General features: G+C 72.9%; 23 protein-coding genes and 2 pseudogenes. 14 read left to right on the top strand and 11 right to left on the bottom strand.

Annotation, left to right across the window (positions count from 1 at the left end):
* Positions 1-4: 4 nt before the first annotated feature.
* Positions 5-856: an MBL fold metallo-hydrolase gene (locus ACY1JF_RS17295; protein ID WP_462706021.1), complete on the bottom strand. Its 852-nt coding sequence runs from the start codon at positions 854-856 to the stop codon at positions 5-7.
* A 226-nt stretch (positions 857-1,082) separates the two neighbouring features.
* Entirely contained in the window at positions 1,083-2,114 is a 1,032-nt protein-coding gene (locus ACY1JF_RS17290; protein ID WP_437004280.1) for a zinc-binding alcohol dehydrogenase family protein, read from the bottom strand.
* Between the two features lie 141 nt (positions 2,115-2,255).
* On the opposite strand from ACY1JF_RS17290, the gene ACY1JF_RS17285 reads away from it, so the two are divergent.
* Complete coding sequence (locus ACY1JF_RS17285) at positions 2,256-2,612, top strand: winged helix-turn-helix transcriptional regulator (RefSeq protein ID WP_462706020.1); 357 nt, start codon at positions 2,256-2,258, stop codon at positions 2,610-2,612.
* Positions 2,613-2,645: 33 nt separating this feature from the next.
* Here the strand turns inward: ACY1JF_RS17285 and ACY1JF_RS17280 are convergent, their stop codons facing one another.
* Together ACY1JF_RS17280 and ACY1JF_RS17275 are read right to left on the bottom strand one after the other, a co-directional pair.
* The gene (locus ACY1JF_RS17280) at positions 2,646-3,482 is read right to left on the bottom strand and encodes an alpha/beta fold hydrolase (RefSeq protein WP_462706019.1); all 837 of its coding nucleotides are present in this window, start codon (positions 3,480-3,482) and stop codon (positions 2,646-2,648) included.
* Positions 3,483-3,647: 165 nt separating this feature from the next.
* Positions 3,648-4,412 (bottom strand): MBL fold metallo-hydrolase, encoded by a 765-nt coding sequence (locus ACY1JF_RS17275; RefSeq protein WP_462706018.1) that lies wholly within the window; start codon positions 4,410-4,412, stop codon positions 3,648-3,650.
* A gap of 211 nt (positions 4,413-4,623) precedes the next feature.
* Between ACY1JF_RS17275 and ACY1JF_RS17270 the strand changes: the two genes are divergently transcribed.
* Positions 4,624-4,800: a hypothetical protein gene (locus tag ACY1JF_RS17270; RefSeq protein WP_462706017.1), complete on the top strand. Its 177-nt coding sequence runs from the start codon at positions 4,624-4,626 to the stop codon at positions 4,798-4,800.
* 4 nt (positions 4,801-4,804) lie between these two features.
* On the opposite strand, the gene ACY1JF_RS17265 is transcribed toward ACY1JF_RS17270, so the two are convergent.
* Positions 4,805-6,490, bottom strand: coding sequence for an FAD-dependent oxidoreductase (locus ACY1JF_RS17265; protein ID WP_462706016.1), 1,686 nt, complete (start codon positions 6,488-6,490; stop codon positions 4,805-4,807).
* Between the two features lie 87 nt (positions 6,491-6,577).
* Positions 6,578-7,189, bottom strand: a complete 612-nt coding sequence (locus ACY1JF_RS17260) for a cysteine hydrolase family protein (protein WP_462706015.1) — start codon at positions 7,187-7,189, stop codon at positions 6,578-6,580.
* A gap of 617 nt (positions 7,190-7,806) precedes the next feature.
* On the opposite strand from ACY1JF_RS17260, the gene ACY1JF_RS17255 reads away from it, so the two are divergent.
* Complete coding sequence (locus ACY1JF_RS17255) at positions 7,807-8,178, top strand: hypothetical protein (protein WP_462706014.1); 372 nt, start codon at positions 7,807-7,809, stop codon at positions 8,176-8,178.
* Here ACY1JF_RS17255 and ACY1JF_RS17250 read toward each other — a convergent pair whose 3' ends face one another.
* Positions 8,179-8,658: an SsgA family sporulation/cell division regulator gene (locus ACY1JF_RS17250; RefSeq protein WP_462706013.1), complete on the bottom strand. Its 480-nt coding sequence runs from the start codon at positions 8,656-8,658 to the stop codon at positions 8,179-8,181. It abuts the gene before it with no gap.
* 653 nt (positions 8,659-9,311) lie between these two features.
* Here ACY1JF_RS17250 and ACY1JF_RS17245 point away from each other — a divergent pair.
* Positions 9,312-10,235 (top strand): annotated as a pseudogene (locus ACY1JF_RS17245) (DsbA family protein); the annotation flags it as partial.
* 109 nt (positions 10,236-10,344) lie between these two features.
* Here the strand turns inward: ACY1JF_RS17245 and ACY1JF_RS17240 are convergent.
* Positions 10,345-11,181: an alpha/beta fold hydrolase gene (locus tag ACY1JF_RS17240; protein WP_462706012.1), complete on the bottom strand. Its 837-nt coding sequence runs from the start codon at positions 11,179-11,181 to the stop codon at positions 10,345-10,347.
* A gap of 283 nt (positions 11,182-11,464) precedes the next feature.
* On the opposite strand from ACY1JF_RS17240, the gene ACY1JF_RS17235 reads away from it, so the two are divergent.
* From ACY1JF_RS17235 to ACY1JF_RS17220, 4 genes are all read left to right on the top strand, one after another.
* Complete coding sequence (locus ACY1JF_RS17235) at positions 11,465-12,400, top strand: NAD(P)-dependent oxidoreductase (protein ID WP_462706011.1); 936 nt, start codon at positions 11,465-11,467, stop codon at positions 12,398-12,400.
* Positions 12,401-12,572: 172 nt separating this feature from the next.
* Complete coding sequence (locus ACY1JF_RS17230; RefSeq protein ID WP_462706010.1) at positions 12,573-13,322, top strand: SDR family oxidoreductase; 750 nt, start codon at positions 12,573-12,575, stop codon at positions 13,320-13,322.
* A gap of 47 nt (positions 13,323-13,369) precedes the next feature.
* Positions 13,370-13,681 carry a putative quinol monooxygenase gene (locus ACY1JF_RS17225; RefSeq protein WP_462706009.1) on the top strand — a complete coding sequence of 104 codons (312 nt, stop codon included), beginning with the start codon at positions 13,370-13,372 and terminating at the stop codon, positions 13,679-13,681.
* A 164-nt stretch (positions 13,682-13,845) separates the two neighbouring features.
* Complete coding sequence (locus tag ACY1JF_RS17220; RefSeq protein WP_462706008.1) at positions 13,846-15,039, top strand: L-dopachrome tautomerase-related protein; 1,194 nt, start codon at positions 13,846-13,848, stop codon at positions 15,037-15,039.
* Positions 15,040-15,146: 107 nt separating this feature from the next.
* On the opposite strand, the pseudogene ACY1JF_RS17215 reads toward ACY1JF_RS17220, so the two are convergent.
* Both ACY1JF_RS17215 and ACY1JF_RS17210 read right to left on the bottom strand, forming a co-directional pair.
* Positions 15,147-16,164 (bottom strand): annotated as a pseudogene (locus ACY1JF_RS17215) (alcohol dehydrogenase catalytic domain-containing protein).
* A gap of 49 nt (positions 16,165-16,213) precedes the next feature.
* The gene (locus ACY1JF_RS17210; RefSeq protein ID WP_462706007.1) at positions 16,214-16,534 is read right to left on the bottom strand and encodes a MoaF-related domain-containing protein; all 321 of its coding nucleotides are present in this window, start codon (positions 16,532-16,534) and stop codon (positions 16,214-16,216) included.
* A gap of 291 nt (positions 16,535-16,825) precedes the next feature.
* Here ACY1JF_RS17210 and ACY1JF_RS17205 point away from each other — a divergent pair, with 291 nt between their 5' ends.
* The 6 genes from ACY1JF_RS17205 to ACY1JF_RS17180 are packed head-to-tail and all read left to right on the top strand — an operon-like array spanning position 16,826 to position 20,517.
* Positions 16,826-17,161, top strand: coding sequence for a nitrile hydratase (locus ACY1JF_RS17205; protein ID WP_361750269.1), 336 nt, complete (start codon positions 16,826-16,828; stop codon positions 17,159-17,161).
* Positions 17,158-17,469 carry an SH3-like domain-containing protein gene (locus ACY1JF_RS17200; RefSeq protein WP_462706006.1) on the top strand — a complete coding sequence of 104 codons (312 nt, stop codon included), beginning with the start codon at positions 17,158-17,160 and terminating at the stop codon, positions 17,467-17,469. The genes ACY1JF_RS17205 and ACY1JF_RS17200 overlap by 4 nt, the downstream gene beginning before the upstream one ends.
* A gap of 5 nt (positions 17,470-17,474) precedes the next feature.
* Entirely contained in the window at positions 17,475-18,149 is a 675-nt protein-coding gene (gene nthA / locus ACY1JF_RS17195) for a nitrile hydratase subunit alpha (protein WP_462706005.1), read from the top strand.
* Complete coding sequence (locus ACY1JF_RS17190) at positions 18,146-19,012, top strand: aquaporin (protein ID WP_462706004.1); 867 nt, start codon at positions 18,146-18,148, stop codon at positions 19,010-19,012. Before nthA ends, ACY1JF_RS17190 begins: the two co-directional genes overlap by 4 nt.
* A gap of 4 nt (positions 19,013-19,016) precedes the next feature.
* Entirely contained in the window at positions 19,017-19,442 is a 426-nt protein-coding gene (locus ACY1JF_RS17185) for a hypothetical protein (protein ID WP_462706003.1), read from the top strand.
* On the top strand, positions 19,429-20,517 hold the full coding sequence (locus ACY1JF_RS17180) for a HoxN/HupN/NixA family nickel/cobalt transporter (RefSeq protein WP_462706001.1): 1,089 nt from the start codon (positions 19,429-19,431) through the stop codon (positions 20,515-20,517). The genes ACY1JF_RS17185 and ACY1JF_RS17180 overlap by 14 nt, the downstream gene beginning before the upstream one ends.
* A 23-nt stretch (positions 20,518-20,540) precedes the next feature.
* Here ACY1JF_RS17180 and ACY1JF_RS17175 read toward each other — a convergent pair whose 3' ends face one another.
* Entirely contained in the window at positions 20,541-21,554 is a 1,014-nt protein-coding gene (locus tag ACY1JF_RS17175) for an aldo/keto reductase (RefSeq protein ID WP_462706000.1), read from the bottom strand.
* Between the last annotated feature and the right edge of the window lie 140 nt (positions 21,555-21,694).

The following is a 21,694-nucleotide window of genomic DNA, read 5'->3' as shown; positions in this document are numbered from 1 at the left end:
GAGGTCAGTCCCGCGACGGGAACTGGGCGGCCGCGGAGACGTACAGGGTGTAGGGGTTGCCGCGGTCTCCGTGCGCCCGGTCCATCGCCCGGACCACGTCGTCGGCACCGGTGCCGGCCTCCACCGCCGCGTCGAAGTCGGTCAGGTAGCGGCGGGAAGCGGCGATGACGGCGGCGGCGTCCCGGTCGTCGGCGCCGGGGGGCTGGTGGCCGGCGACCAACCGGGCCGGCCGGAGCGCCTCCAGCGTGTCCAGGGCCCCGAGCCAGCGTTCGCGCGCCCGGCTGTCGGTCTGCGCCAGCCACATGTGGATGCCGTTGTAGGCGACGTCGCCGCCCACCACGGCGTCGAGGTCCGGGACGTGCAGGACGGTCGACGGATCGGTGTCGCTCTGCCCGACCCGTACCGGCCTCAGCTCGTGCCCTTCCAGCTCGATGACGTCCCCGGTAAGTGCCCGGGGTGCCACGGGCGCGGCCGGCAGAGCCCCCGGGAACAGTGACTCCCAGTACGCCAGGACCGGCCCGGTGAGCTGTTCCTCGGCGTGCGGCACGACCTCGGGCAACGCCACCGCGACGGCCTCGGGAAAGGCGTCCAGCACGACCGGCAGGCCGAGGAAGTGGTCGGCGTGGCCGTGGGTGACGTAGACGGTCGTGAGGACCTTGCCGGTGGCGCGGACGAAGTCGGTGAGGCGGTGTGCCTCGGCGGCGGTGATGAGCGCGTCGACGAGCACGGCCTCCCGCCGGCCGTGGACGAGTGTCGCCGTACTGGCCGGCCAGGTCGCGCCCACGCCGCTGTCCCAGCCCGGTGCCGTGGCGGCGATGGGCTTGTAGTCGCTGGTGAAGACATCGATCGACAGCATGGCGTTGGCTCCGTTCGTCGGCGGACCGGCGTGGCCGCGGGTGCCGGTCCGCCGACGGCGGACGGTGCGGTGCCCGGGTCGTCCCCGACGGCCGCGCACAGGGCGGCGGCCGGGGGAGAGGCGGCGCGGGTGCGCCGCCTCGGCCACCCTAGGCACCGGAAGTGGAAGGACTGTGGAGTCCTGACTCCTCGCCCTCCCCGTGGGGCCCAGGGCGGCCTCGGGACGGTCAGAAGCCGGTCATCGTGATCTTGCCGATGGCCTTGCCCGACTCCAGGACGCGGTGCGCCTCCCGCAGGTTCTCCGCCGTGATCGCCCCGAGGTCGGTGGTGGCCGTGGTGGTGAGGATGCCGGCGTCCACCAGCCGGGCGATCTGGTCCAGGATGCGGCCCTGCTCGGCCTGGTCGGCGGTCCGGTGCAACGAGCGGGTGAACATGAACTCCCAGTGGAAGGAGATGCTCTTCGACTTCAGCAGGCCGATCTCCACCGGGCCGAAGTCGTCGATGGCCACGATCCGGCCGAAGGGCCTGACGATGTCGGCGTAGGCGGCCAGGTTCTGCTCCGTACCGGTGGTGCCGAAGACGAAGTCCACGCCGTCCGGAGCCACTTCGCGCACCTGCGGGGCGAGGGGCCGGCGGTGGTCGACGATGTGCGCCGCGCCCATCCGCCGGGCGAACTCGACCGTCTCGGGGCGGGACGCCGTGCCGATCACCGTCAGGCTGGTCAGGGCGCGGGCCAGCTGGGAGACCATGGCGCCGACACCACCCGCGGCGGCGGTGACCAGCAGGGTGCCCGACTGCTTCAGGGCGTCGGTGTGCAGCCCGAGGTGTTCGAACAGGCCCTCCCAGGCGGTGAGCGAGGTCAGCGGCAGGGCGGCGGCCTCCGCGAAGGAGAGCGAGGCGGGCTTGTGACCCACGATGCGCTCGTCCACCGCGTGGAACCGGGAGTTGGCGCCGGGCCGGTCGAGGGCGCCGGCGTAGAACACCTCGTCGCCGACCTGGAAGGACTCCACCTCGGCGCCGACCGCGACGACCGTGCCCGCCGCGTCCCAGCCGAGGACCTTGGGCTCGCCGCCCGGGTCGTTGCTCTGCCGGATCTTGTAGTCGACCGGGTTGACCGCGACGGCCTCGACCCGCACGAGCAGGTCGCGCGGCCCTGGCTGCGGCACCGGCAGGGTCGTGTCGAGGAGACTCTCCGCGTCGTCCACCGGCAGGCTCTTGCGGTAGGCGACGGCCGGCATGGTCTGGGGGAGCTGGCTCATGACTGTTTCCTCCTGGTGATGTCACAGCGGACTTCCGCTGTGCCCGTAACGTAGCTCTGGGGAGGTAGTAACCTGCAAGGGAGTTTACTTCCCCAAAGGAAGTAAGCTGGTGGGAGAGGTAATGTGAGAAAGGGAGACCCCATGGTGACGCTCTGCGAGTCCCAGCGGCACGACCATCACGACGTGTACGCCGCCCAGTGCCCGTGCCGAGAGGTGCTCGACCTCCTGGCCAACAAGTGGTCGGCGCTGGCCATCGGCGCCATGGAGGAGGGGCCGCAGCGCTTCGGTGCCCTGCAGAAGCGGCTCGAAGGGGTGAGCCCCAAGGTGCTCACCGCCACGCTGCGCCGCCTGGAGGACCGGGGCTTCGTGGATCGGACCGTCTACCCCGCGGTGCCGCTGCACGTCGAGTACGAACTGACCGCGCTCGGACACAGCGTGGCGCGGCCCCTGGGGCAGCTGCGCGGCTGGGTGGAGGACCACATGGACGAGATCGCCTGACGGCGGCCTGCGGCCGGGGTACCCGACCGCCGGTCAGCGGTCCAGGAACTCGTTGACCTCGCGGGCGAAGTCCTCCGGGTGCTGGAAGAGGAATCCGTGCCCGGCGTCGCTGTAGAGGACGACCTTGGCGTCCGGCAGCCGCTGGGACATCGCGTACGTGGCGTAGGCGTGGATCATCACGTCATGGGCGCCGTTGGCGACCAGCACCGGAAGGGTCAGCTCGGCCTGCCGGTCCCAGTACCCGCGGAAACCGCCGATGGCCGCGATCTGGCCGCGGAACGCCTCGGGACCCACCACGGCCTTCGACTCGCTCAGCCGCCGGTCCAGGCGGCGCAGCGAGGCCAGCCCGGCCGCCCGCGCCTTCTCCGTCTCCGGGTAGAACAGGTAGAGGAAGTCCTCGTCGTCGTTGGCCCCCTTGCCGGTGATCTGCGCGACGCGCGCCGGCGGCGCCGGCAGGTCGGGCACGCCGCCGGGCGAACTGCCGGCCACCACGAGCCGGTTCACCAGACCGGGCGCGGTCAGGGCCACGCCCTGGGCGACGATGCCGCCCATCGACCAGCCCAGGACGTCGATGTCCTCCAGTCCCAGGGCGTCGATGAAGGCCAGGGAGCCGTCGACCAGGCCCTCCATGGTGGACGGCGGCTCACCGGTGGAGAAGTTGGTGCCGCGGTTGTCGAAGACGACGACCTCCCGCTCGGCCGCGAGCAGATCCAGCAGCGCCGGGTCCCAGTGGTCGATCGTCCCGCGCAGACGCATGTGCAGGACCAGCGGACGGGTACCGGCCCGTCCGAAGCGGCGGTAGGCGAAGCGCTCACCGCGCGGCCCCGTCACGTACTGGGTCTCGGCCTGATCGGCCAGATGGGCGGACATGGAATCTCCTGTCGGTTCGGAAGGTGCCCGGTCGCGGGGCCGGGCGGCCACGGTGCGCCGGGGGACGGCCGGGCGGGGCGGAGAACGCCCTCCCACCGGCCGTACCACCAGCATGGAGCCGCCTTGTGGACACTTAGTGGGCGGCGCCTTGAGGCGGGGGCGTCCCTACCGCCCGGCCCGCTCACGGGCCCGTGCGACCGCGTCGCGGACGGAACCGCGGTGCACGGGCCCGTGGCCGGGCAGGACGGTGTCGGCGTCCAGTGACTCCAGCGCCGACAGGGCGTCGAGAGCGGTGGGCACATCGGCGTGGAACATGCCGGGCAGCAGCTGCGGACCGGTCTTCCGGGACGTCGGGTGGGCCGTGACCAGCGCGTCTCCGCTGACCACGATGCCCAGCGAGGGGAAGTGGTACGCGCAGTGGCCGCCGGTGTGCCCCGGCGTGTGCACGGGCACCGGCGCGCCGGGCAGGTCGAGGGCGTTCGTCGTGCCGAAAGCCTGGGGCTCGGTCACGGGCACGTGCGCCGTACCCCCCGAGCGGATGGCATGCACCGCCCACGGCACCACGCCGGGGCGCCAGGCGTTCGCGAGCACCGCGCCGACCGACACCTGGTGCAGGAACTCGCGCCGCGCGTGCGGCACTTCCCGTTCGTGCATGAGGACGGGAACGCCGTGCGCGGTGCGCAGCCGCTCGGCCGCGCCGATGTGGTCGTTGTGCGCGTGGGTGACGAGGATCGCCGTGAGACCGCCCGGCCGGACCCCCACGGCACCGAGCGAGGCGACGACCCGGTCGTGGTCACCGGGATAACCGGTGTCGACGAGAAGGGCCGCGTCGCCCTCCTTGAGGATCACCCAGTTGGTGTCGCTCCCCGGGACCAGGAACACCCGGTCGTCGACGCGGACGATGCTCTCACTGAGCGGGACGTCGGGCATGAGCCCTCCTCCTGTCGGCGCACCGCGCGCACACCGCACGACCACGGCCGGCGGGCACGCCGTCCGGACCGTCGGTACGTGTGCGTACGGCGCTCATGTATCAGCATATGTATCAAAGGTCGGGAGCTTGTCATACTTCCGGTGTCACGACCAAAGTGAAACACGTATCTCACTGCCCACCCATGGCAGCACGACTCTCACCGGGAGCACCATGTCTTCCTCCCAGGACCGCCTCGACCAGGCGGCCGACGCGTACGCGTCGCACCTGCGCGACTGCCGCCAGTGCCGGGCCGACGCGCGGGAGTGCCCGGCCGCGAAGTTCCTGCGCCGCGCCCACAACAACCTGCTGCGCGAGGCACGCGGGCGCTCCGGGGCGGCACGCCGGTGACCGGTCAGAGCCGGGCGGACAGGGCCAGGTACTGGTGCACCGACCGGACGGCGCTCGCACCGTCGCCCGCGGCGGCGGCCACCCGCTTCAGTGACGCGGTCCGCACGTCACCCGCGGCGAACACGCCCGGCACGCTCGTCTCGTAGGGCAGCGGCGCGCGCCCCGCGTCCCGCCAGCGGGGACCCAGGTCCGTGTCCGGCAGTGCGAGGTCGGTGCGGACGAACCCGTTGTCGTCCAGCGCCACCCCCGTCAGCCAATCCGTGGCCGGCTCCGCGCCAATGAAGCAGAACAGGCCGGCGCAGGAGATCCGGCGCACCGGGCTGCCGTGCCGGGCCAGCGTCACCCCCTCCAGCCGCTCGGCACCGTGCAGCGCCGCGACCCGGGTGCCCGTCAGGACCGTGATGCGCGGGTCCGCGAGGACACGCTCCACCAGATAGGCGGACATACGGGTCCCCAGGTCGGCACCGCGCACCACCAGAGTGACCGTCCGCGCGTGACGCGCGAGGTGCAGCGCCGCCTGGCCCGCCGAGTTCGCCCCGCCGACGACGGCCACCGGGGCTCCGGCCACCGTCTGCGCCTCCATGTCCGTGGCCGAGTAGTGGATGCCGCGCCCGGTCAGCTCGTCCCACCGGTCGACGGGCAGGGCGCGGTAGGCGGCGCCGGTGGCGAGGACCACGGCCCGGGTCCGGATCCGTGCCCCGTCGGAGAGGGTGACCACGTGCTCCCGGGTGCCCGGCTCCAGTGCGACGACCGTGCACGGACTGGCGATCCTGGCGCCGAACTTCAGGGCCTGCACGGCGGCGCGTGCGGTGAGGTCCGCGCCGCTCAGCCCGAACGGGAAGCCGAGGTAGTTCTCGATGCGCGCGCTGGTGGCGGCCTGGCCGCCGGTGGCGACCGCGTCGAGCAGCACCGTCTCCAGCCCCTCGGAGGCCCCGTGCACGGCGGCCGCCAGCCCGGCGGGCCCCGCGCCCACCACGGTCAGGTCGGCCGTACCGCCGCCGGTGTCGCGGAAGGAGAGGTTCAGCCGCTCGCTGAGCGCGCCAGGGGTGACAGCCGTCAGCACCTCGGCCCCGATCGAGGCGACCGGCAGGTCGGTGACGGTCAGTCCGGCGGCCCCGAGCAGGGCGGTCCCCTCCGCCGAGCCGTCCGGCACCCAGGAGTGGGCCACCCCTTGGCGGGCCAGGAAGGTGCGCAGCCGCAGGCCCTCGGCCGAGTCCGGGTCGCCCACCATCCGCAGCGTCTGGGCGGTCTCCTGCCGCAGCAGCCGGCGCCGGGCCAGGAAAGAGCGCAGGAACAGGTCCGACAGCTCGGTCTCCCGCGCCATCAGCAGCCGGAACGACCCGGCGGCCACCCGGTGCACGGTGCCCGGCCTGCGCACCCTCACCCGCAGGTGCCGGCGCTGACCGGTGAGCAGCCCGAGCTCACCTACGAACTGGCCGGGCCCGTACCGCAGCAGAACCTCGTCCCGGCCCGGCGCCCGGGACGGCCGCACCGCCTCCAGCCGGGCGCTGCCGCACAGCAGGAGGTCACCGCAGTCGTCCCCGACGTCGAACAGCACCTGTCCGTCGGTGACCTCCTCCGGCTCCGCGTACCGGCCCGCACGGGCGAGCTGCTCCTCGGTCAGCCGGACCGAGGCCAGGCCGACGAGGTCCTCGGGTCGGTCGCCGATCTCGGGAAAGGAGGTCGCCATGGAGGTGATCCCTTCGACGCGCGTCGCGCGCCTTGCTCATGCTGTCGGGGGAGGTGGGGCAGGCCGGGGGACGGACGCGTCCGTGCCTCAGAAGTCGGCGTGGGACAGCAGTTCCTCGGTGGTGAGCACGTCATGGGCGATGAGCGCGTAACGGTTCACCATCTGCTCGTAGGAGCCGGCGTCGCCGTCGGGCGCGGTGGCGTCCTTGACGAGGGTCACCCGGTAGCCCCGCTCCATGGCGCTGCGGGCGGTGGACTCCACACACATGGTCCCGATCATGCCCGCCACGGCGATGTGCTCGATGCCGCGGCGCTTGAGCTGGATGTCGAGGTCGGTGGTGGCGAAGACATCGAGGTTCTTGTGCGGGGCGATCGTCACGTCACCGGGACCGGGCCGGAGATCGGGGTGGAACTCGGCGCCCCAGCTGCCCGCCTCGAACATGCGGTTGTCGAACATCATGCGGTGGATGCCGGAGCGGTGCTTCCAGTTGTCGTACTCCTCGTCGGTGTAGGACATCGGAGAGAAGAAGGCCGGGTGGCCCTTGTCCCGGAAACCGGCCAGCAGCCGCCTGAGGTTGTCCAGGGTGCCGATGCGCTCGAACTCCGCCTGGAAGCCCGGGTAGCCCTTGCCTCCTTCGGTGAAGACCTCGTTGACGGTGTCGATCAGGACGAGACCGGTCGGGGCGGACGCACTGGTCATGTGGATGCTCCTTTTGTAGTGCCGCACCGCGGCGGTGCGGACGGACCCGGGGGCCTGCCGCCGCCAGCGTGTCAGCGGGCTACGGGAGCGGCATCGGTTGTTTGACTGCCGACCGGTCCCACGCCGTGGATCTCCGTACCGCGGGACACCTGGAAGCGGGCCCGTTGTGGTGCCGGGGGAGCCGTCGAGGCCGCCGGAGCCGTGGCGTTGGCCGTGGCCGCGAGGACCGTGACCAGGGTGATGCCGCCCATGGCGGCGAGCTGCCGCCGGGCGGTGGAGAAGCGGCGCGGGACGGCACGGTGGCCGCAGCCGTCGGGCGGCGGCGCGGAGAAGACGGAGGGGGCGGGCACGGAAGGCTCCCGTCTGGCTGTCGGCCGCCCGGTACCAGGGGCGGACGCGTCGGTGGTCAGGGACCGAGTGAACCCGGGGGCGGATCACCGCGCTTCGGTCGATCGACCGACGTACCGGACGCGACCCGTGCCCCTGGGCACGGGCACATGTCTCAATCCCCTCTATACACACACGTGTGAGTCGGTGACGATGGACACGGCCTGGGCACACGTCCACGGAACGCCCAGGCCGCCTTCTTCCCGGCAGCCCGACAGCGAGGTGGCCCCATGACGCGACGCCGTGCCCGCCATGTCCTCACGACGGCCGTCCTCGGCGCGGCCACCCTGGCCGGTCTCACCGCGACCGGGGTGCCGGCCTCGGCGGCCGCCTTCCCCTGGGGTATCTCCCTCTACACGGGCTCCGGCCTGACGGGCACGCGGACCGTCGTGGACCTCGACGACACCTCGTGCCACAACCTCTCCGCACCCGCGCTGTCCGCCGTGGACGTGTCGGACTCCGACCTGTACGCCTACTACAACCCGGACTGCCGCACCGGCCTGCCGGGACAGAGCGGCGACTCGTACTTCATCGTCGGCAGCCTGCACAGCGCGGAGTTCCCGCTGCCCGTGGTCAGTTACCGAGTGGTCCACAACAATTAGCTAGGCGGGGCGTCCGCCGCGTCCCAGAAGAGCGGCTTCCAGGGCGTCCCAGTCGAGCAGCCGGCTCTCGTGGCCGGCCGGTACCAGGGCGTACGTGGCGTCCAGCCACCGCCGTACACCGCTCAGCCCCGTCTCCAGGCACACCCGGCCCTCGGGACGCAGAAGGGTGAGACGGAGGGCACCGGCCGTTCCGTACCGGTCGCCGACCGGCCGGACCCGGAAGTCGCCGACCCCGCTGGCGCCCCGCGTTCCCCGGTCCAGCAGTTCACGGGAGACGACCCAGGTCACGCGCAGGTCGGTCGCCGGGTCCACGAAGAGGTCCAGGGCGACGGCGTAGGGATCGTCCAGGGTGTAGCGCAAGCGGCAGTGCAACGTGTCGGGACCCGTGGGGGCGAACAGCCGCCGGACCGTCGTGACGAGGACCGGGGGAACACGGCCGTCCCGGGTCCCGGGGCCGGCGAAGGCACTTCTGTCGCTCATCGGGTGCTCTCTCTCCCGTCGGGTGCGCGCTTTCGGTCAGGTGCGCGTGCTCACGTCCTTCATCCTGGGCGACCTCACCCGACCGCGCATCGGTAGAACGACTGCGGACGAATCGGTGCGAACACCGGTCCCGTGACGCACACGGGGGCCGGGCCGGGCCGGCGGGCAAGGGGCTGATCTTGGCCATCGGCGGCGTCCGTGACGCCCCGGCCCGTCGTCCCGCCCCGCCCGCCGTGGCGGCGACGGAGGCGACCGCCGGTCCGGCTCCCGGGCCCCGGCCCGCCCACCGCGGCGGCCCGCGGGCCGGCACCCGGACGGCCAGACCCGATCCGCACCGGCGCGACGGAGGCCCGGCCCGAGCCGTGCCCCCGCGCGCGACCCGACGCCAGGGGAACATGTGAACAGCCTCCGCAGGCAGGCGTCCGGCCGCCGGAGAACCGTATGAGCACACCCGTCGATCCGTCCTCCCTCACCGGACGGACGCAGTGCGGCGACTCCTCCCGGTTCCCGCTCCGCGACTTCCTGCGCACCGAGACCGGCAGCGCCGCCGTCCTGACCGTCGCGGTGGTCACCGCCCTCGCCTGGGCGAACGCGGCGCCGGGCGGGTACGAGTCGTTCTGGCGGACGGACCTGTCCGTGACGGCCGGCGGCCCATCCCGATCACCGCCGGCCAGCTCGCCGACGCCTTCACCTCACCGGTCACCCTGGGCATCGTGCTGGCCCACGTGGTGGGCGAACCCGTCGGCATCATGGGGACGTCACTGCTGGTCACCACCATCGGGCGGGACCGCGTGACGCTGCCCGTCGGCGTCGGCGCACTCGCCGCCGACGGGACCGTCGCCGGAGTCGGTTTCACCGTCTCGCTGCTGATCGCGACCCTCGCCTTCGACGGCGCGGCACTCCAGCAGGCCAAGATCGGCACCCTGACCGCCGTCCTGTGCTCCGTCGCCCTGAGCTGGGCGGTCAACGCGGCCCTGGCGAAACTCCCGCACGGCCTGGAACTGCGCAGCGTCATCGGCCGCGCCGAGGCCATCGTCGACCTCGCGGTACCGGTCGACGACACCCGCGACCACGTACGGGGTCCGCGGGACGCGCCCGTGACGGTGGTGGAGTACGGCGACTACGAGTGCCCCTACCGCGGGCTGGCCGAGCCCGTCGTGCGCGAGCTGCTGCGGGACTCCGGCGACGTGCGCTACGTGTGGCGGCACCTGCCGCTCACGGACGTCCACCCCCACGCGCAGGCGGCGGCGGAGGCGGCCGAGGCCGCGGCGACGCAGGGCCGGTACTGGGAGATGCACGACCTGCTGATGGCACACCAGGGCGCGTTGAGCGGGCGGGACCTGCGGGGTTACGCCGTCGAGGCGGGGCTCGACGTGGAGCGGTTCATGGCCGACGCCCGGGCGGGAACGGGTGCGGCGCGGGGCGCCGAGGACGTGGACTCCGCCGATCTGAGCGGCGTGGCCGGCACCCCCACCTTCTTCGTCGACGGACGCAGGCACGACGGTGCCTACGACATCGCCGCGCTGTCGGCCGCCGTGCGCGCCGCCCGTGTCCGCGCCGCCCTGGACGCCGTGTGACACGGGAGCGGACGCACGCCGCGAGAGCCCCCCGGGCAGGTGTCCCGGGGGGCTCTCGCGGTACGCGTCCGGCGGCGTCATCCTCCCGGGAAAGGCCGCCGGCGCCGGATCACTTGGCGAGGAACGCGAGGAGCGCCTCGTTGACCTCGGCGGCGTGGGTCCACAGCAGGCCGTGCGGGGCGCCGTCGATCTCGACGTAGTCGGCGTGCGGGAGGGCCTTGTGGAAGGGGCGGGCGGTCGAGTCGATGGGCAGGATGTTGTCGGCGGTGCCGTGCAGGATCAGGGCCGGCACGTCGATCTTGGGGATGTCGGCCCGGAAGTCGGTCGGCCAGGTCAGGGGCGCGGCGGAGGCGGCGTAGGAGCCACCGGCGGCGGCCGTGTTCCAGCTGTTGCGGACGGCCTCCTCGCCGATCCGGGTGCCGAGGTTGTCGTCCAGGTTGTAGAAGTCCCGGTAGAAGGCGATGTAGTAGGCATAGCGGTCTTCCTTGACCGTGTCGGAGATGTCCTGGAAGAACGCCTGGCCGGCGGCGCCGTCGGGGTTGTCGTCGGTCTTCAGCAGGAAGGGCTCCAGGGAGGCGAGGAAGGCGGCCTTGGCGACGCGGGCGGAGCCGTAGGTGCCGAGGTAGCGGCCGACCTCGCCGGTGCCCATCGAGAAGCCGACGAGGGTGACGCCCTGGAGGTCGAGGGTCTCCAGGACGGTGTTGAGGTCGGCGGCGAAGGTGTCGTAGTCGTAGCCGGTGGTGGGCTGCGAGGAGCGGCCGAAACCGCGGCGGTCGTACGTGATGACCCGGTAACCGGCGTCCAGCAGCGCAGCGGTCTGCTTCTCCCAGGAGTGTCCGTCCAGCGGGTAGCCGTGGATCAGGACGACCGGACGGCCGGTGCCGTGGTCCTCGTAGTACAGCTCGATGTCGGTGGTGTTCTCCCGGCCGACGGTGATGAACGGCATGGTTCTTTCCCTCCACGGTGGGCGGGCCGCGGGTGCGGCGCCGAGTACGGGTCCAGCTTCACGGCGCTCGGCGGCGCGGGAATCCGTCTAACGACTTACGGGCCGGGTCGGCGTGACTCACCGGGGACGGTCGGGGCCGGTGCGGCCAGGAGCACACCCGGTGGGACACATGTGTTTCACTTTGGCGGTCCCCGTAGAACATGTATCCCGGGCTCCGGGAGACGGAGCCCGACGCAGCCGATGCCCAGGAGCCGGGTGCGACGACCTGTCGAGGAGTCTCCCCATGAGACCGGTGGTGTGGATCCCGTACGAGCCGAAGGACCTGCCGGCGCTGCCCGACGGGCTCGACTGCCACTACTGGGACGGCACGGACACCTGTCCCACGCCGCCCGAGGAGGTCCGCTTCCTCACCGGGTTCCCCGGGGCGGGCGGCCATGAGGCGCTGATCGCCATGGTCTCCCGCGCCAGGCGCCTCGAGGTGCTGCAGGTCCTCAGCTCCGGCCACGACCACCTGACCCCGCACCTGGACCTGCTGCCGCCGGGAGCCCTGCTGTGCACCGGGCGCGGTGTGCACGCCGAGGCGACCGCGGAGCTGGCGGTGACCCTGCTGCTGGCCTCGGCGGGCCGGATTCCCCGCTTCGTACGCGGGCAGCGGACAGGTGCCTGGGCTCCGGCCGGCCGCCTGACGCTGCGCGGCAAGCGCGTGGTCGTCGTGGGGGCCGGAGCCGTCGGGACCGCCGTCGCGCGGCTGCTGGAACCCTTCGGCTGCGACCTCGTCCCGGTCGCCCGCTCCGCCCGGCCCGGCGGTGACGCACCCGTGCACGCCGCGCGGGACCTGCCGTCCCTGCTGCCCGCCGCGGACGCCGTGCTGCTGTGCGCGCCGCTGACCGAGGAGACCCGCGGCATGTTCGACGCCCACCGGCTTGCCTCGCTCAAGGACGGCGCGATCCTGGTGAACGTCGGCAGGGGCGAACTGGTCGACACCGACGCCCTGACCCGTGAGGTGGTCTCCGGGCGGCTGCGGGCGGCGCTGGACGTGGTGGCGCCCGAGCCACTGCCCGGCGCGCACCCGCTGTGGCGGCAGCCGGAAGCACTGATCACCCCGCACGTCGGCGCGTTCACCGACGCCTTCGCGGAGGACTCCGCGGCCTTCCTGGTGAGGCAGTTGCGGCGCTACGCGGACGGAGCACCCCTGCTGAACACCGTCGCCGTCGGCTGACCACCGCACCGCGACGCGCCCCGCCTGCCGGACGGCTCACCCGTACCTTCCGTCATGCGCGCAGCTTATGGATATGTGCAAGAACAAGCATTGGCCTCATCGCCCCACCACGGCGAGAGTTGATCCCGCCCCGCACACCGGCCCGGTGCCGGTCCCGTCGAAGGAGAAACCCGTGAGCAGCACGTCCACCACCCCCGCCGGCGCCCCCCTCAAGCGCGCCGGCCAGCGTCTCGTCGTCGTCGGGGCCGGCTCGGCGATCGGACGCCACCTCGCCCGGACCGCCTCCGCCGAGGGAGCCGACCTGGTCCTCGCCGGCCCGGACCTCGCCAAGCTGGAGAAGACGGCCGCCGAACTGCCGGGCACGGCCCGTACCGTCCGCTTCGACATCACCGACGAGGCATCGATAGCGCACCTGGCCGAGGAGGCGGGCGCCTTCGACCACTTCGTCTCAACGGCGGCCGTGCCGGCCAACGGGCCGCTGTCCGAACTCGTCCCCGAGGACGTCCAGCGGGCCTTCGCGGCCAAGGTGATCGGCCCCCTGTTCCTCGCCAAGCACCTGGCCGGGCAGGCCCGGGAAGGCGGCTCCCTCACCTTCTTCTCCGGCGTGGCGGCCTGGCGCCCCGCCCCCGAGCGGACCGTGATGGCCACCACCAACGGCGCCCTCGCCTTCCTGGTCCAGGCCCTCGCCGTGGAGATCGCGCCGCTCCGGGTCAACGCCGTGTCCCCGGGTATCGTCGACAGCGGCGCCTGGGACAAGCTCGGCGCGGACAAGCGGGCGTTCCTCCAGTCGGTGGCCGCGAGCAACCCGGCCCGCCGCGTCGGCACCCCCGACGACCTCGTCGCCGCGGTGTTGTTCGCCATCGACAATCCGTACGTCACCGGCACTGTCCTGCACGTGGACGGCGGCGGACGCCTGGCCTGACCCACCGGCCGCCCCTTCCGACGAACTGTCCATCCGAGGAGAAGCACATGACCGACCGTCACACCGGGCCCATCGTCCTCGTCGCCCGCATGAAGGCGCGCCCCGGCAAGGAACAGGAGTTGTGGGACGCGCTGCCCGCCCTGGTGTCCGCCACCCGCCAGGAGGACGGCTGCCTCACCTACGTGCCGCACGAGGGGCTGGACGACCCCGGCCTGCTCGTCATGCACGAGGTGTGGCAGAGCGAGGAACACCTGCGGGCCCACTCGGCCAGCTCCCACCTGCGGGGCTTCGCCGAACGGGCGGCGACCCTCACGGTGAACGGCATCGAGATCGAGCGGCTGGCCGAGATCGAGCTGTAGACCACTCCGTCCGGGGACCGCGGGCTCCCGGCGGTCAACGGGCCCTGGCCCTCAGTCATTCGACGGAAGCGTGCCGGGGCCGCCCGCGGTCCACTGGACCGGTACCGACCGGCACCTCACGACCTCCGCGGTCACGAGGGCGACGAGAAACACTGGAGTCACCCATGTCCATACCCTCCCCCACCCCACACTCCGGCATGGGCCGCAGAGCGGTCCTCGGCCTGTCCCTCGTGGTCGGAGGGGCCCTGGCGGCCGGCGCCGCGCCGGCCGCGGCCCGCCCCGGCACGGGCGGCGGCCACCACCAGCCCCGGCTGGAGACGGTCGCGACCTTCGACGGCGCGATGCCCACCGGTGTCACGGTGTCCCGCTCGGGACGGATCTTCGTCAACTTCCCGCGCTGGGGCGACGACGTCCCGTTCTCCGTGGCCGAGATCCGGGACGGCAAAGCCGTCGCCTATCCCGACCGGGCCGTCAACCGGCCGGACAGCTCGCGCCCCGCGCGGCACTTCCTCGGCGTGCAGAGCGTGGTCGTCGACGCCGCCGAACGGCTGTGGGTCGTGGACACCGGCCGCATCGAGTGGGCCGACGCACCCTACGGCGGACCGAAGCTGGTCGCCATCGACCTCGCCACCGACCGGGTGGTCCGCACCATCCTGCTGCCCCGCTCCGTCGCCGGTCCGCGCAGCTTCATCAACGACGTCCGCTTCGACCTGAGCCGTGGCTACGCCTACCTCACCGACGCCACCCCGGACGGCCCCAACGGCCTGATCGTCGTCCACCTGGCGAGCGGCACCTCCTGGCGGTGCCTGGACGACGCGCCGTCCACCCGGCCGGTGCCCGGGTTCGTCCCCGTGGTCGAGGGCCGCCCGCTGACGAACAGCCCGGACGCCACCACACCGGCCACGCCCGTCAACATCGGCGCGGACGGCATCGCGCTCAGCCCCGACGGCGAGTGGCTGTACTACTGCCCGCTCTCCAGCCGCCGCCTGTACGCGGTGCGGACCAGGGACCTGATCCGCGCGCGGCCGGACCACGGCGCGTTTGCCGTCCCCGTCCGCGATCTGGGAGCCAAGGGCATGTCCGACGGTCTGGAGACCGACCGGGCCGGCCGCGTCTACGGCGGGGACCTGGAGAACAACGCCATCGTCCGCCGGGAACTCGACGGCACCTACCGCACCCTGATCCGTGACGATCGCCTGGTGTGGCCCGACACCCTGTCCGTCGGCTACGACCGGCACCTCTACGTCGTCGCCAACCAGCTCAACCGCCAGGCCGCCTACAACGGCGGCGTGGACCTGCGGGTCAAGCCGTACGCGCTGTACCGCTTCCCCATCGGCAGCGGACCCGCCCGCCGCTGACCGCCCGCCGCTGCCCCGACGGCACGGAGACCCGGCAGCACGACGACCGGCGGCCGTACCGGCACCCCAGGTGCCCGGTACGACCGCCGGTCGTGTGTGTCCCGTGCTCAGGCGCCGGTGGTGAGCACCATGCGGAAACGGGCCCGGTTGTCCATCATGCGCGCGTACGCCTCGGCCGCCCGTTCCAGCGGCATCTCCTCGACATGCGGCCTGACCCCGGTCAGCGCGGCGAACCGCAGGGTGTCCTCGATGTCGGCCGCGGTGCCGCTGGGCAGGCCGGAGATCCGCTTCGACAGGTCGATCAGCTGCAACGGGCCGATCCGCATCGGCTCCGGGCCGACGCCCAGGACGACCAGTTCACCGTCCGGCCCCAGACCGTCGACGGCCGCCGACATCGTCTCCGAGTTGCCCGCCGTGGCGAGCACCGCGCGCGCCGCCGAGCGCCTGCAGGGCGGGGCTCATCTCCTGGGCCGTGGAGTCGATGTAGTGGTGCGCGCCCAGTTCCTCGGCGAGCGCCCGCTTCTCCGCGCCGCGCGCGATGACCACCGTCTCGAAGCCCATCCGGACCGCGAACTGCACGCCCAGATGCCCCAGTCCGCCCAGCCCGGGGATCGCCACCAGGTCGCCCGGTCCCGCGCCCGAGCGGCGCAGGGCGTTGAAGGTGGTCACCCCCGCGCAGGCCGGCGGAGCCGCGTCCACCGCGCTCATCCCGTCCGGAATCCGGGCCAGGGCGTTGGCGGGGACGTTCAGGGCGTCGCCGTAGCCACCCGGGTAGGCCCAGCCGGGGACCTTGAGCTCGGTGCAGTGGATGAAGTCGCCCCGGCGGCAGGGCACGCAGTGACCGCAGTGCCCGCCGAACCAGCCGACGGCGACCCGGTCACCGACCTGCCAGCCGGTCGCGTACGTGCCGACGGCGTCGATCCGGCCGGCTATCTCGTGGCCCGGGGTCACCGGGTGGGCCAGGCCGGGCACCAGCCCCTCGACCATCAGTGAATCGGTGTGGCACACCCCGCACGCCTCGACGGTGACCCGTACGTCGAAGGGACCGGGGTCGGGGAGGTCGCGCCGGCCGATGCGCAGGGCACCGGCCGGCTGGTCCACCAGGACCGCGCGGACAGACGACATGACAGGAACCTCCTGCTGGTTGACGACGGGGGAGACTGCGGTACGGCCCTCAGCCCAGGACCGCGATGGTTCCGGTCAGGGCGAGCGGGGTGCCGTCCGGCAGGGTGATGCGTGAGTGGACCCGGCCGCGTTCGAAGTCCTCCAGGTGCGTGATGGTGGCACCGGACTCCTCCTTCCACGAGGTCAGGAACACCTCGGGACGGATCTCCGCGGAGGTGATGTCCACGGTCTCCGTGTGGCCGTTCGGTACCAGGTCCCCGCCCTCGACGACGGTGAAGGTCATCCGCCCGCCGGCCTGGAACCGCATCTCCAGGGTGAGCCGTCCCAGATCGACGAAGATGTGCCGGCCGGCCACCTGATCCTGTGCCATGACATGCCTTTCCGTAAGGACCCGAGTGGGTTCCCGCCAGGATCACGCGGTATGGCGGCGGGACCATCCGTCATCCGACGTACGGTCCCGCAGGCCGGTGTGCGCGTCACCGGCCGGACACCGCCGGGCAGGTGACGGCGGGCGGCCCGAAGACGGCACAGGGGCACACCTCTCCCACTCACACATGTCTCGCCCGGGACCGGTAGTCGTTTGACGGATGCCCGGCAACACCCGCCGCCCGCAAGCTATTCCCGGCAAACACGACAGAAGCGACCTCGCCAAGGAGGAGCAGTGGCCACCAAACGCGACATGATCGTGCGCCCCGCACACGATCTGGGCGGGCTGCCGGCCGGACCGGTCGTCCCGTCCGACCACGAGATGACGCCCTTCGAGAAGAGCTGCCACGCGCTGCTCAACGTCCTCGCCGCGCACAAGCTCGTCAACACCGAGGAGAAGCGCCGGGGAGTGGAGGACCTCGGGGCCGAGATCATCGGCGAACTCACCTACTACGAGCGGTGGGCCGTCTCCGCGTCCAAGGTGCTGATCGAGAAGGGCGTCATCACCTCGGAGGAACTGGGCGCCAAGATGAACGAGATCCGGGACCGGCTCACGGAGGCCGCCGCATGAGCACCCGCTTCGTACCGGACCAGAGGGTCCGCATCGCCGACCGCGACGCTCCGGGCCATGTCCGCACCCCGGTCTACGTCCGCGGCAAGGAGGGCCGGATCGAGCGCGTCCTGCCCCGCTTCCTCAACCCCGAGCGGGAGGCGTACGGCGTCAACGAGGGCGGCGAGGTCCGCCTGTACCGGGTCCGCATCGAGCAGTCGGCGCTCTGGCCCGACTACGACGGGCCGGCGGACGACGTCCTGGAACTGGAGATCTACGAGCACTGGCTGGAACAGGTCGACGACCGCTCCGGCACGGAAGGACGATGACGTCGATGACGAACGCCCACGAGACCGGCATCGTCGATCACGGTGACCACACGCACGGCGCCCCGGACGCCCCGGACCCGCACGCCCCCATCGAGACGGCCGCCGAGGAACCCGACTACTTCGACGTCCTGCACCAGGCCGTCCGCGAACTCCTCGTCGACAAGGGCCTGATCACCGCGGACGAGGTACGCGCCATGGTCGAGACGCTCGACGCGCACCGGCCCGCCCTCGGCTCCGCCCTGGTCGCCCGCGCCTGGACCGACCCCGACTTCAAGGAACGCCTGCTCGCCGACGGCACCGCCGCCATCGAGGAGTTCGGCATCGACAACTACGACGGCACCAGGCTGATCGTGCTGGAGCAGACACCCGAGGTGCACAACCTCGTGGTGTGCACCCTCTGCTCGTGCTACCCGCGTCCCGTGCTCGGCCTGCCCCCGGACTGGTACAAGAGCCGCCCCTACCGGGCCCGTGCCGTCCGCGAACCGCGCGCCCTGCTGCGGGAGTTCGGCACGGACGTGCCCCAGGACGTGACCATCCGCGTCCACGACAGCAACGCCAACATGCGCTACCTGGTCCTGCCGATGCGCCCCGCCGGGACCGAGGAGCTGAGCGAGGAGGAACTCGCCGCCCTCGTCACCCGGGACACGATGATCGGCGTCACCACGCCCAGGCTGCCGTGACCGGGTTCCGCCGGCGGCCGGACGGCCCCACGGCGGCGGACACCCACGGCCCGCCCGCCGCGCGGTGGGTGGTCCGGGGCCGGCCGCTGTCCTCGTACCTCGCGGAGGCGCTGGGCTCGGCCTGGCTCGTGCTGGCCGCGCTCACCGCGGTCTCCCTCATCATGCGGGCCGACGGCGCCCACCTCTCCTCGTGGCCGCTCCTGCCGCGCCTGGCCGTCGTCGGCGTCTCGGTGGGCGGCGCGGTCGCGGTGTTCGCCCTCACCCCGCCCGGCAAGGAGTCCGGCGCCCACCTCAACCCGGCGATCAGCCTCTTCATGGCCCTGCGCGGCGTCCTCGGCGTCGCCGACCTGATCGCCTACGGCGTCTTCCAGCTCACCGGTTCCGTCCTCGGGGTGCTGCTGGCCCGGACGCTCTGGGGGGAGCGGGTCACCGAGGTGCGCTACGGGCTGATCCAGCCCGGCGCCGGCTGGGGCGGCCCCGTCGTGGTGGCCCTCGGTGAACTTCTCAGCACCGCTGTCCTGCTGTGGGCCCTGGCCGCCATGACCAGCCGGCCCCGGCCGCGCTCCACCCCCTGGGTGCTCGGCGCCGTCGTCGCGGCGCTGATCACGTCCACCGGCTCCCGGACCGGGGCCAGCTTCAACCCGGCGCGCAACTTCGGCCCGCACGTCGTCTCGGGCGACTACCACCTGTTCTGGGCCTACATGCTGGCGCCCCTGGCCGGAGCCGCGGTGGCCGCCTCCGTACCGGCCCTCCTCGGCGCCCGCCGGGCCTGGACCCACCGGGTCTGCTGCGCCCCCGACATCCACCGCTACCACCTGCGCCCGCCGCGCTCGCGGCACCGCGTACCCACTTCCTCCCGGTGATCCCATGCCCCACACCCACCACGGCCCCGCGACGGCCGTCCCCGACCACACCGACGAAATCCTGCGCCGGCAGGCGCGCCACATCGTCACCACCCTCGACCTCCACGACGTGGACCTGGCACCCGACCTCGTCCACGCCCTGCTGCGCGCGGGCTTCGGCATCCAGGCCGACAACCCGACCGGAGGCGCCCTGACCGGAGGAGTGGAGATCCGTTCCTGCCCCGAGCACTACGGGCCGGGGTCCCTGCTCGTGAGCTGGGCCCCGCACGAGGCGGCGTACACCCCGCTGGACCCGCGCGTCACCCATGTCGAGGGCCTCATGACGTGTGCGCTGCTGGACACCGTGCGGGCCCTGGGCTTCCGGGCCAAGCGGCTCGGCGCCTCCTACTCGGTCCAGGTCCAGCCCTGGGGGTCCGGTGCCACGGACTGAGACGGCCACCCGGCCCGCCCGGACGCCCGCGGCCCACCGGAGCACGATCCTGCTGCTCTCCGCGATCGCCGCCGTGACCGTCGCCGCCTTCGTCGCGCTGGCCGGCGCCGTGTCCGGGCACCGCTTCTCCGTCGGCACCCAGGTCTTCGGCACCGGCCTCGGCCTGACGGCGTACATGCTCGGCGTGCGGCACGCCTTCGACGCCGACCACATCGCGGCCATCGACAACACCACCCGCCGGTTCCTGGCCGCTGGGCGGCCCTCGGCCCACCTCGGCTTCTGGTTCGCCCTGGGCCACTCCTCGGTGGTCGTGCTGCTCAGCCTGCTGACCGCCCTGGGGGCCCGCCTGGCCTCCCGGCTGACCGACGACTCCTCCGCCGCCCACCAGGTCCTGGGCGTGCTCGGTACGTCCGTCTCCACGGCCTTCCTGCTGCTGCTGGGTGTCCTCAACCTGCTGGCCCTGCGCCGCATGGCGGCCCTGTACCGGTCCGCGCGCCGGGGCGAGCACGACGAGGCCCGCCTGGACGAGATACTGGACGGCCGGGGACTGCTCTCGCGCCTGCTGCGCCGGCTGACCGCGTCGACCACGCGTCCTTGGCACCTCTTCCCGCTCGGCCTGCTCTTCGGCCTGGGCTTCGACACGGCCACCGAGGTGTCCCTGCTGGTCCTGTCCGGCGCGGGTGCCGCCTCCGGCGTCCCCTGGTGGGCGCTGATGCTCCTCCCGCTCCTGTTCACCTGCGGGATGACACTCTTCGACACCCTCGACGGGGCCTTCATGTCGGCCGCGTACCGGTGGGCGTTCGTCCACCCGCTGCGCCGCATCCACTACAACCTCACCACCACCGGCCTCTCGGCCGCCGCGGCCCTCCTGGTCGCCGCCGTGAACCTGGTGACGCTGCTGGCCGACGGCGTCCCCGCCCTCGGCCGGGCCCTGCCCTGGCTGGCCGGCATCGACCTCAACACCGTCGGCTACCTGATCGGCGCCCTCTTCCTCACCGCCTGGCTCAGTTCCTTCCTGCACTGGAAGACCGTCGGGGGGCGGGCCCTGGCCCCGTCGCCGGACCCGGAGGCGTGAGCCGCGTTCCCCTCCCGGCGGACCTACCGCCCGGACACGGGCAGTTCGCCGTACTGGCCGCCGCGCACGCGCTCCGGCGCGAACAGCGCGCCGAGCGCGGCGACCTCGCCGGCGTCCAGGCTGAGGTCCGCCGCCGCGGCGTTCTCCCGCAGGAACTCCGGCCGTTTCGTGCCCGGGACCGGCACGACGGTGTGCGGCTGGGCCAGCAGCCAGGCCAGGGCGACCTGGCCCGGGGTGGCCCCCCGCTCCCGGGCGAACCGCTTCAGTCCGTCCACCAGCCGCAGGTTGTGCGGCAGGTTGCCGGGCGAGAACTTCGGCAGGGTGCTGCGGAAGTCGTCACCGCCCAGGCGGGTGCCGGGACCGACCCGGCCGGTCAGCGCGGCCCGGCCGAGCGGGCTGTACGGCACCAGCGCGATGCCCAGTTCCCGGCAGAGCGGCAGGATCTCGTCCTCCACGCCCCTCTCCCACAGGGAGTACTCGCTCTGCAGGGCGGAGACGGGTGCGGTACGGGCCGCCCGGCGCAGCTCGTCGGCGCCTGCGTTGCTCAGCCCGAGCGCGGTGACCTTTCCCTCCGCGAGCAGTTCGGCCATGGCGCCGACGGTCTCCTCGACCGGGACGGCCGGGTCGAGCCGGTGACAGTAGTACAGGTCGATGTGGTCGGTGCCGAGCCGGCGCAGGCTGGCCTCGCAGGCCGACCGGACGTACGCGGGGGTGCCGTCGTGGACCACCCGGCCGTCGTCCGAGGGCCGGGCGCCGAACTTGGTGGCGATCACGGCCCGGTCCCGGCGGCCCCGGACCGCCTCGCCGAGCAGTGTCTCGTTGTGACCGAACCCGTTGGTGTCCGCCGCCGCCCCGACGGCACCGTAGACGTCGGCGGTGTCGAGGAGGTTCACGCCCAGGTCGAGGGCGAGTCGCACGGTGGCGATCGACTCCGCGCGGTCGGCGGGGCCGTAGAACTGGGACATGCCCATGCAGCCGAGGCCGATGGGGCCGACGGGCAGGCCGCCGGCGCCGAGGGTGACGTGTGAGGTGTGCACGGTGTTGCTCCCGTCTGCCGCGGGGGGGGGGGGGGGGGGGGCCCGGGGGGGCGCCGGGCCCCCGGGAGGGGTCGGGGCAGCCGCATGAGGCGCGGTGCATGAAGGAGCAGGTCAGCCGTACGGTCCTGGCGGGCAGATCC

It is taken from the genome of Streptomyces sp. SYSU D01066-1 (assembly GCF_054956795.1).
The sequence above is the reverse complement of the archived record's forward strand: the minus strand, read 5'-3'. Positions and strand labels throughout refer to the sequence as shown.

What these genes read in the sequence shown, in the direction of transcription:
- ACY1JF_RS17295 (WP_462706021.1), bottom strand. Translation starts at nt 856, where the DNA reads ATGCTGTCGATCGATGTCTTCACCAGCGACTACAAGCCCATCGCCGCC.
- ACY1JF_RS17290 (WP_437004280.1), bottom strand. Translation starts at nt 2,114, where the DNA reads ATGAGCCAGCTCCCCCAGACCATGCCGGCCGTCGCCTACCGCAAGAGC.
- ACY1JF_RS17285 (WP_462706020.1), top strand. Translation starts at nt 2,256, where the DNA reads ATGGTGACGCTCTGCGAGTCCCAGCGGCACGACCATCACGACGTGTAC.
- ACY1JF_RS17280 (WP_462706019.1), bottom strand. Translation starts at nt 3,482, where the DNA reads ATGTCCGCCCATCTGGCCGATCAGGCCGAGACCCAGTACGTGACGGGG.
- ACY1JF_RS17275 (WP_462706018.1), bottom strand. Translation starts at nt 4,412, where the DNA reads ATGCCCGACGTCCCGCTCAGTGAGAGCATCGTCCGCGTCGACGACCGG.
- ACY1JF_RS17270 (WP_462706017.1), top strand. Translation starts at nt 4,624, where the DNA reads ATGTCTTCCTCCCAGGACCGCCTCGACCAGGCGGCCGACGCGTACGCG.
- ACY1JF_RS17265 (WP_462706016.1), bottom strand. Translation starts at nt 6,490, where the DNA reads ATGGCGACCTCCTTTCCCGAGATCGGCGACCGACCCGAGGACCTCGTC.
- ACY1JF_RS17260 (WP_462706015.1), bottom strand. Translation starts at nt 7,189, where the DNA reads ATGACCAGTGCGTCCGCCCCGACCGGTCTCGTCCTGATCGACACCGTC.
- ACY1JF_RS17255 (WP_462706014.1), top strand. Translation starts at nt 7,807, where the DNA reads ATGACGCGACGCCGTGCCCGCCATGTCCTCACGACGGCCGTCCTCGGC.
- ACY1JF_RS17250 (WP_462706013.1), bottom strand. Translation starts at nt 8,658, where the DNA reads ATGAGCGACAGAAGTGCCTTCGCCGGCCCCGGGACCCGGGACGGCCGT.
- ACY1JF_RS17240 (WP_462706012.1), bottom strand. Translation starts at nt 11,181, where the DNA reads ATGCCGTTCATCACCGTCGGCCGGGAGAACACCACCGACATCGAGCTG.
- ACY1JF_RS17235 (WP_462706011.1), top strand. Translation starts at nt 11,465, where the DNA reads ATGAGACCGGTGGTGTGGATCCCGTACGAGCCGAAGGACCTGCCGGCG.
- ACY1JF_RS17225 (WP_462706009.1), top strand. Translation starts at nt 13,370, where the DNA reads ATGACCGACCGTCACACCGGGCCCATCGTCCTCGTCGCCCGCATGAAG.
- ACY1JF_RS17220 (WP_462706008.1), top strand. Translation starts at nt 13,846, where the DNA reads ATGTCCATACCCTCCCCCACCCCACACTCCGGCATGGGCCGCAGAGCG.
- ACY1JF_RS17210 (WP_462706007.1), bottom strand. Translation starts at nt 16,534, where the DNA reads ATGGCACAGGATCAGGTGGCCGGCCGGCACATCTTCGTCGATCTGGGA.
- ACY1JF_RS17200 (WP_462706006.1), top strand. Translation starts at nt 17,158, where the DNA reads ATGAGCACCCGCTTCGTACCGGACCAGAGGGTCCGCATCGCCGACCGC.
- nthA (WP_462706005.1), top strand. Translation starts at nt 17,475, where the DNA reads ATGACGAACGCCCACGAGACCGGCATCGTCGATCACGGTGACCACACG.
- ACY1JF_RS17185 (WP_462706003.1), top strand. Translation starts at nt 19,017, where the DNA reads ATGCCCCACACCCACCACGGCCCCGCGACGGCCGTCCCCGACCACACC.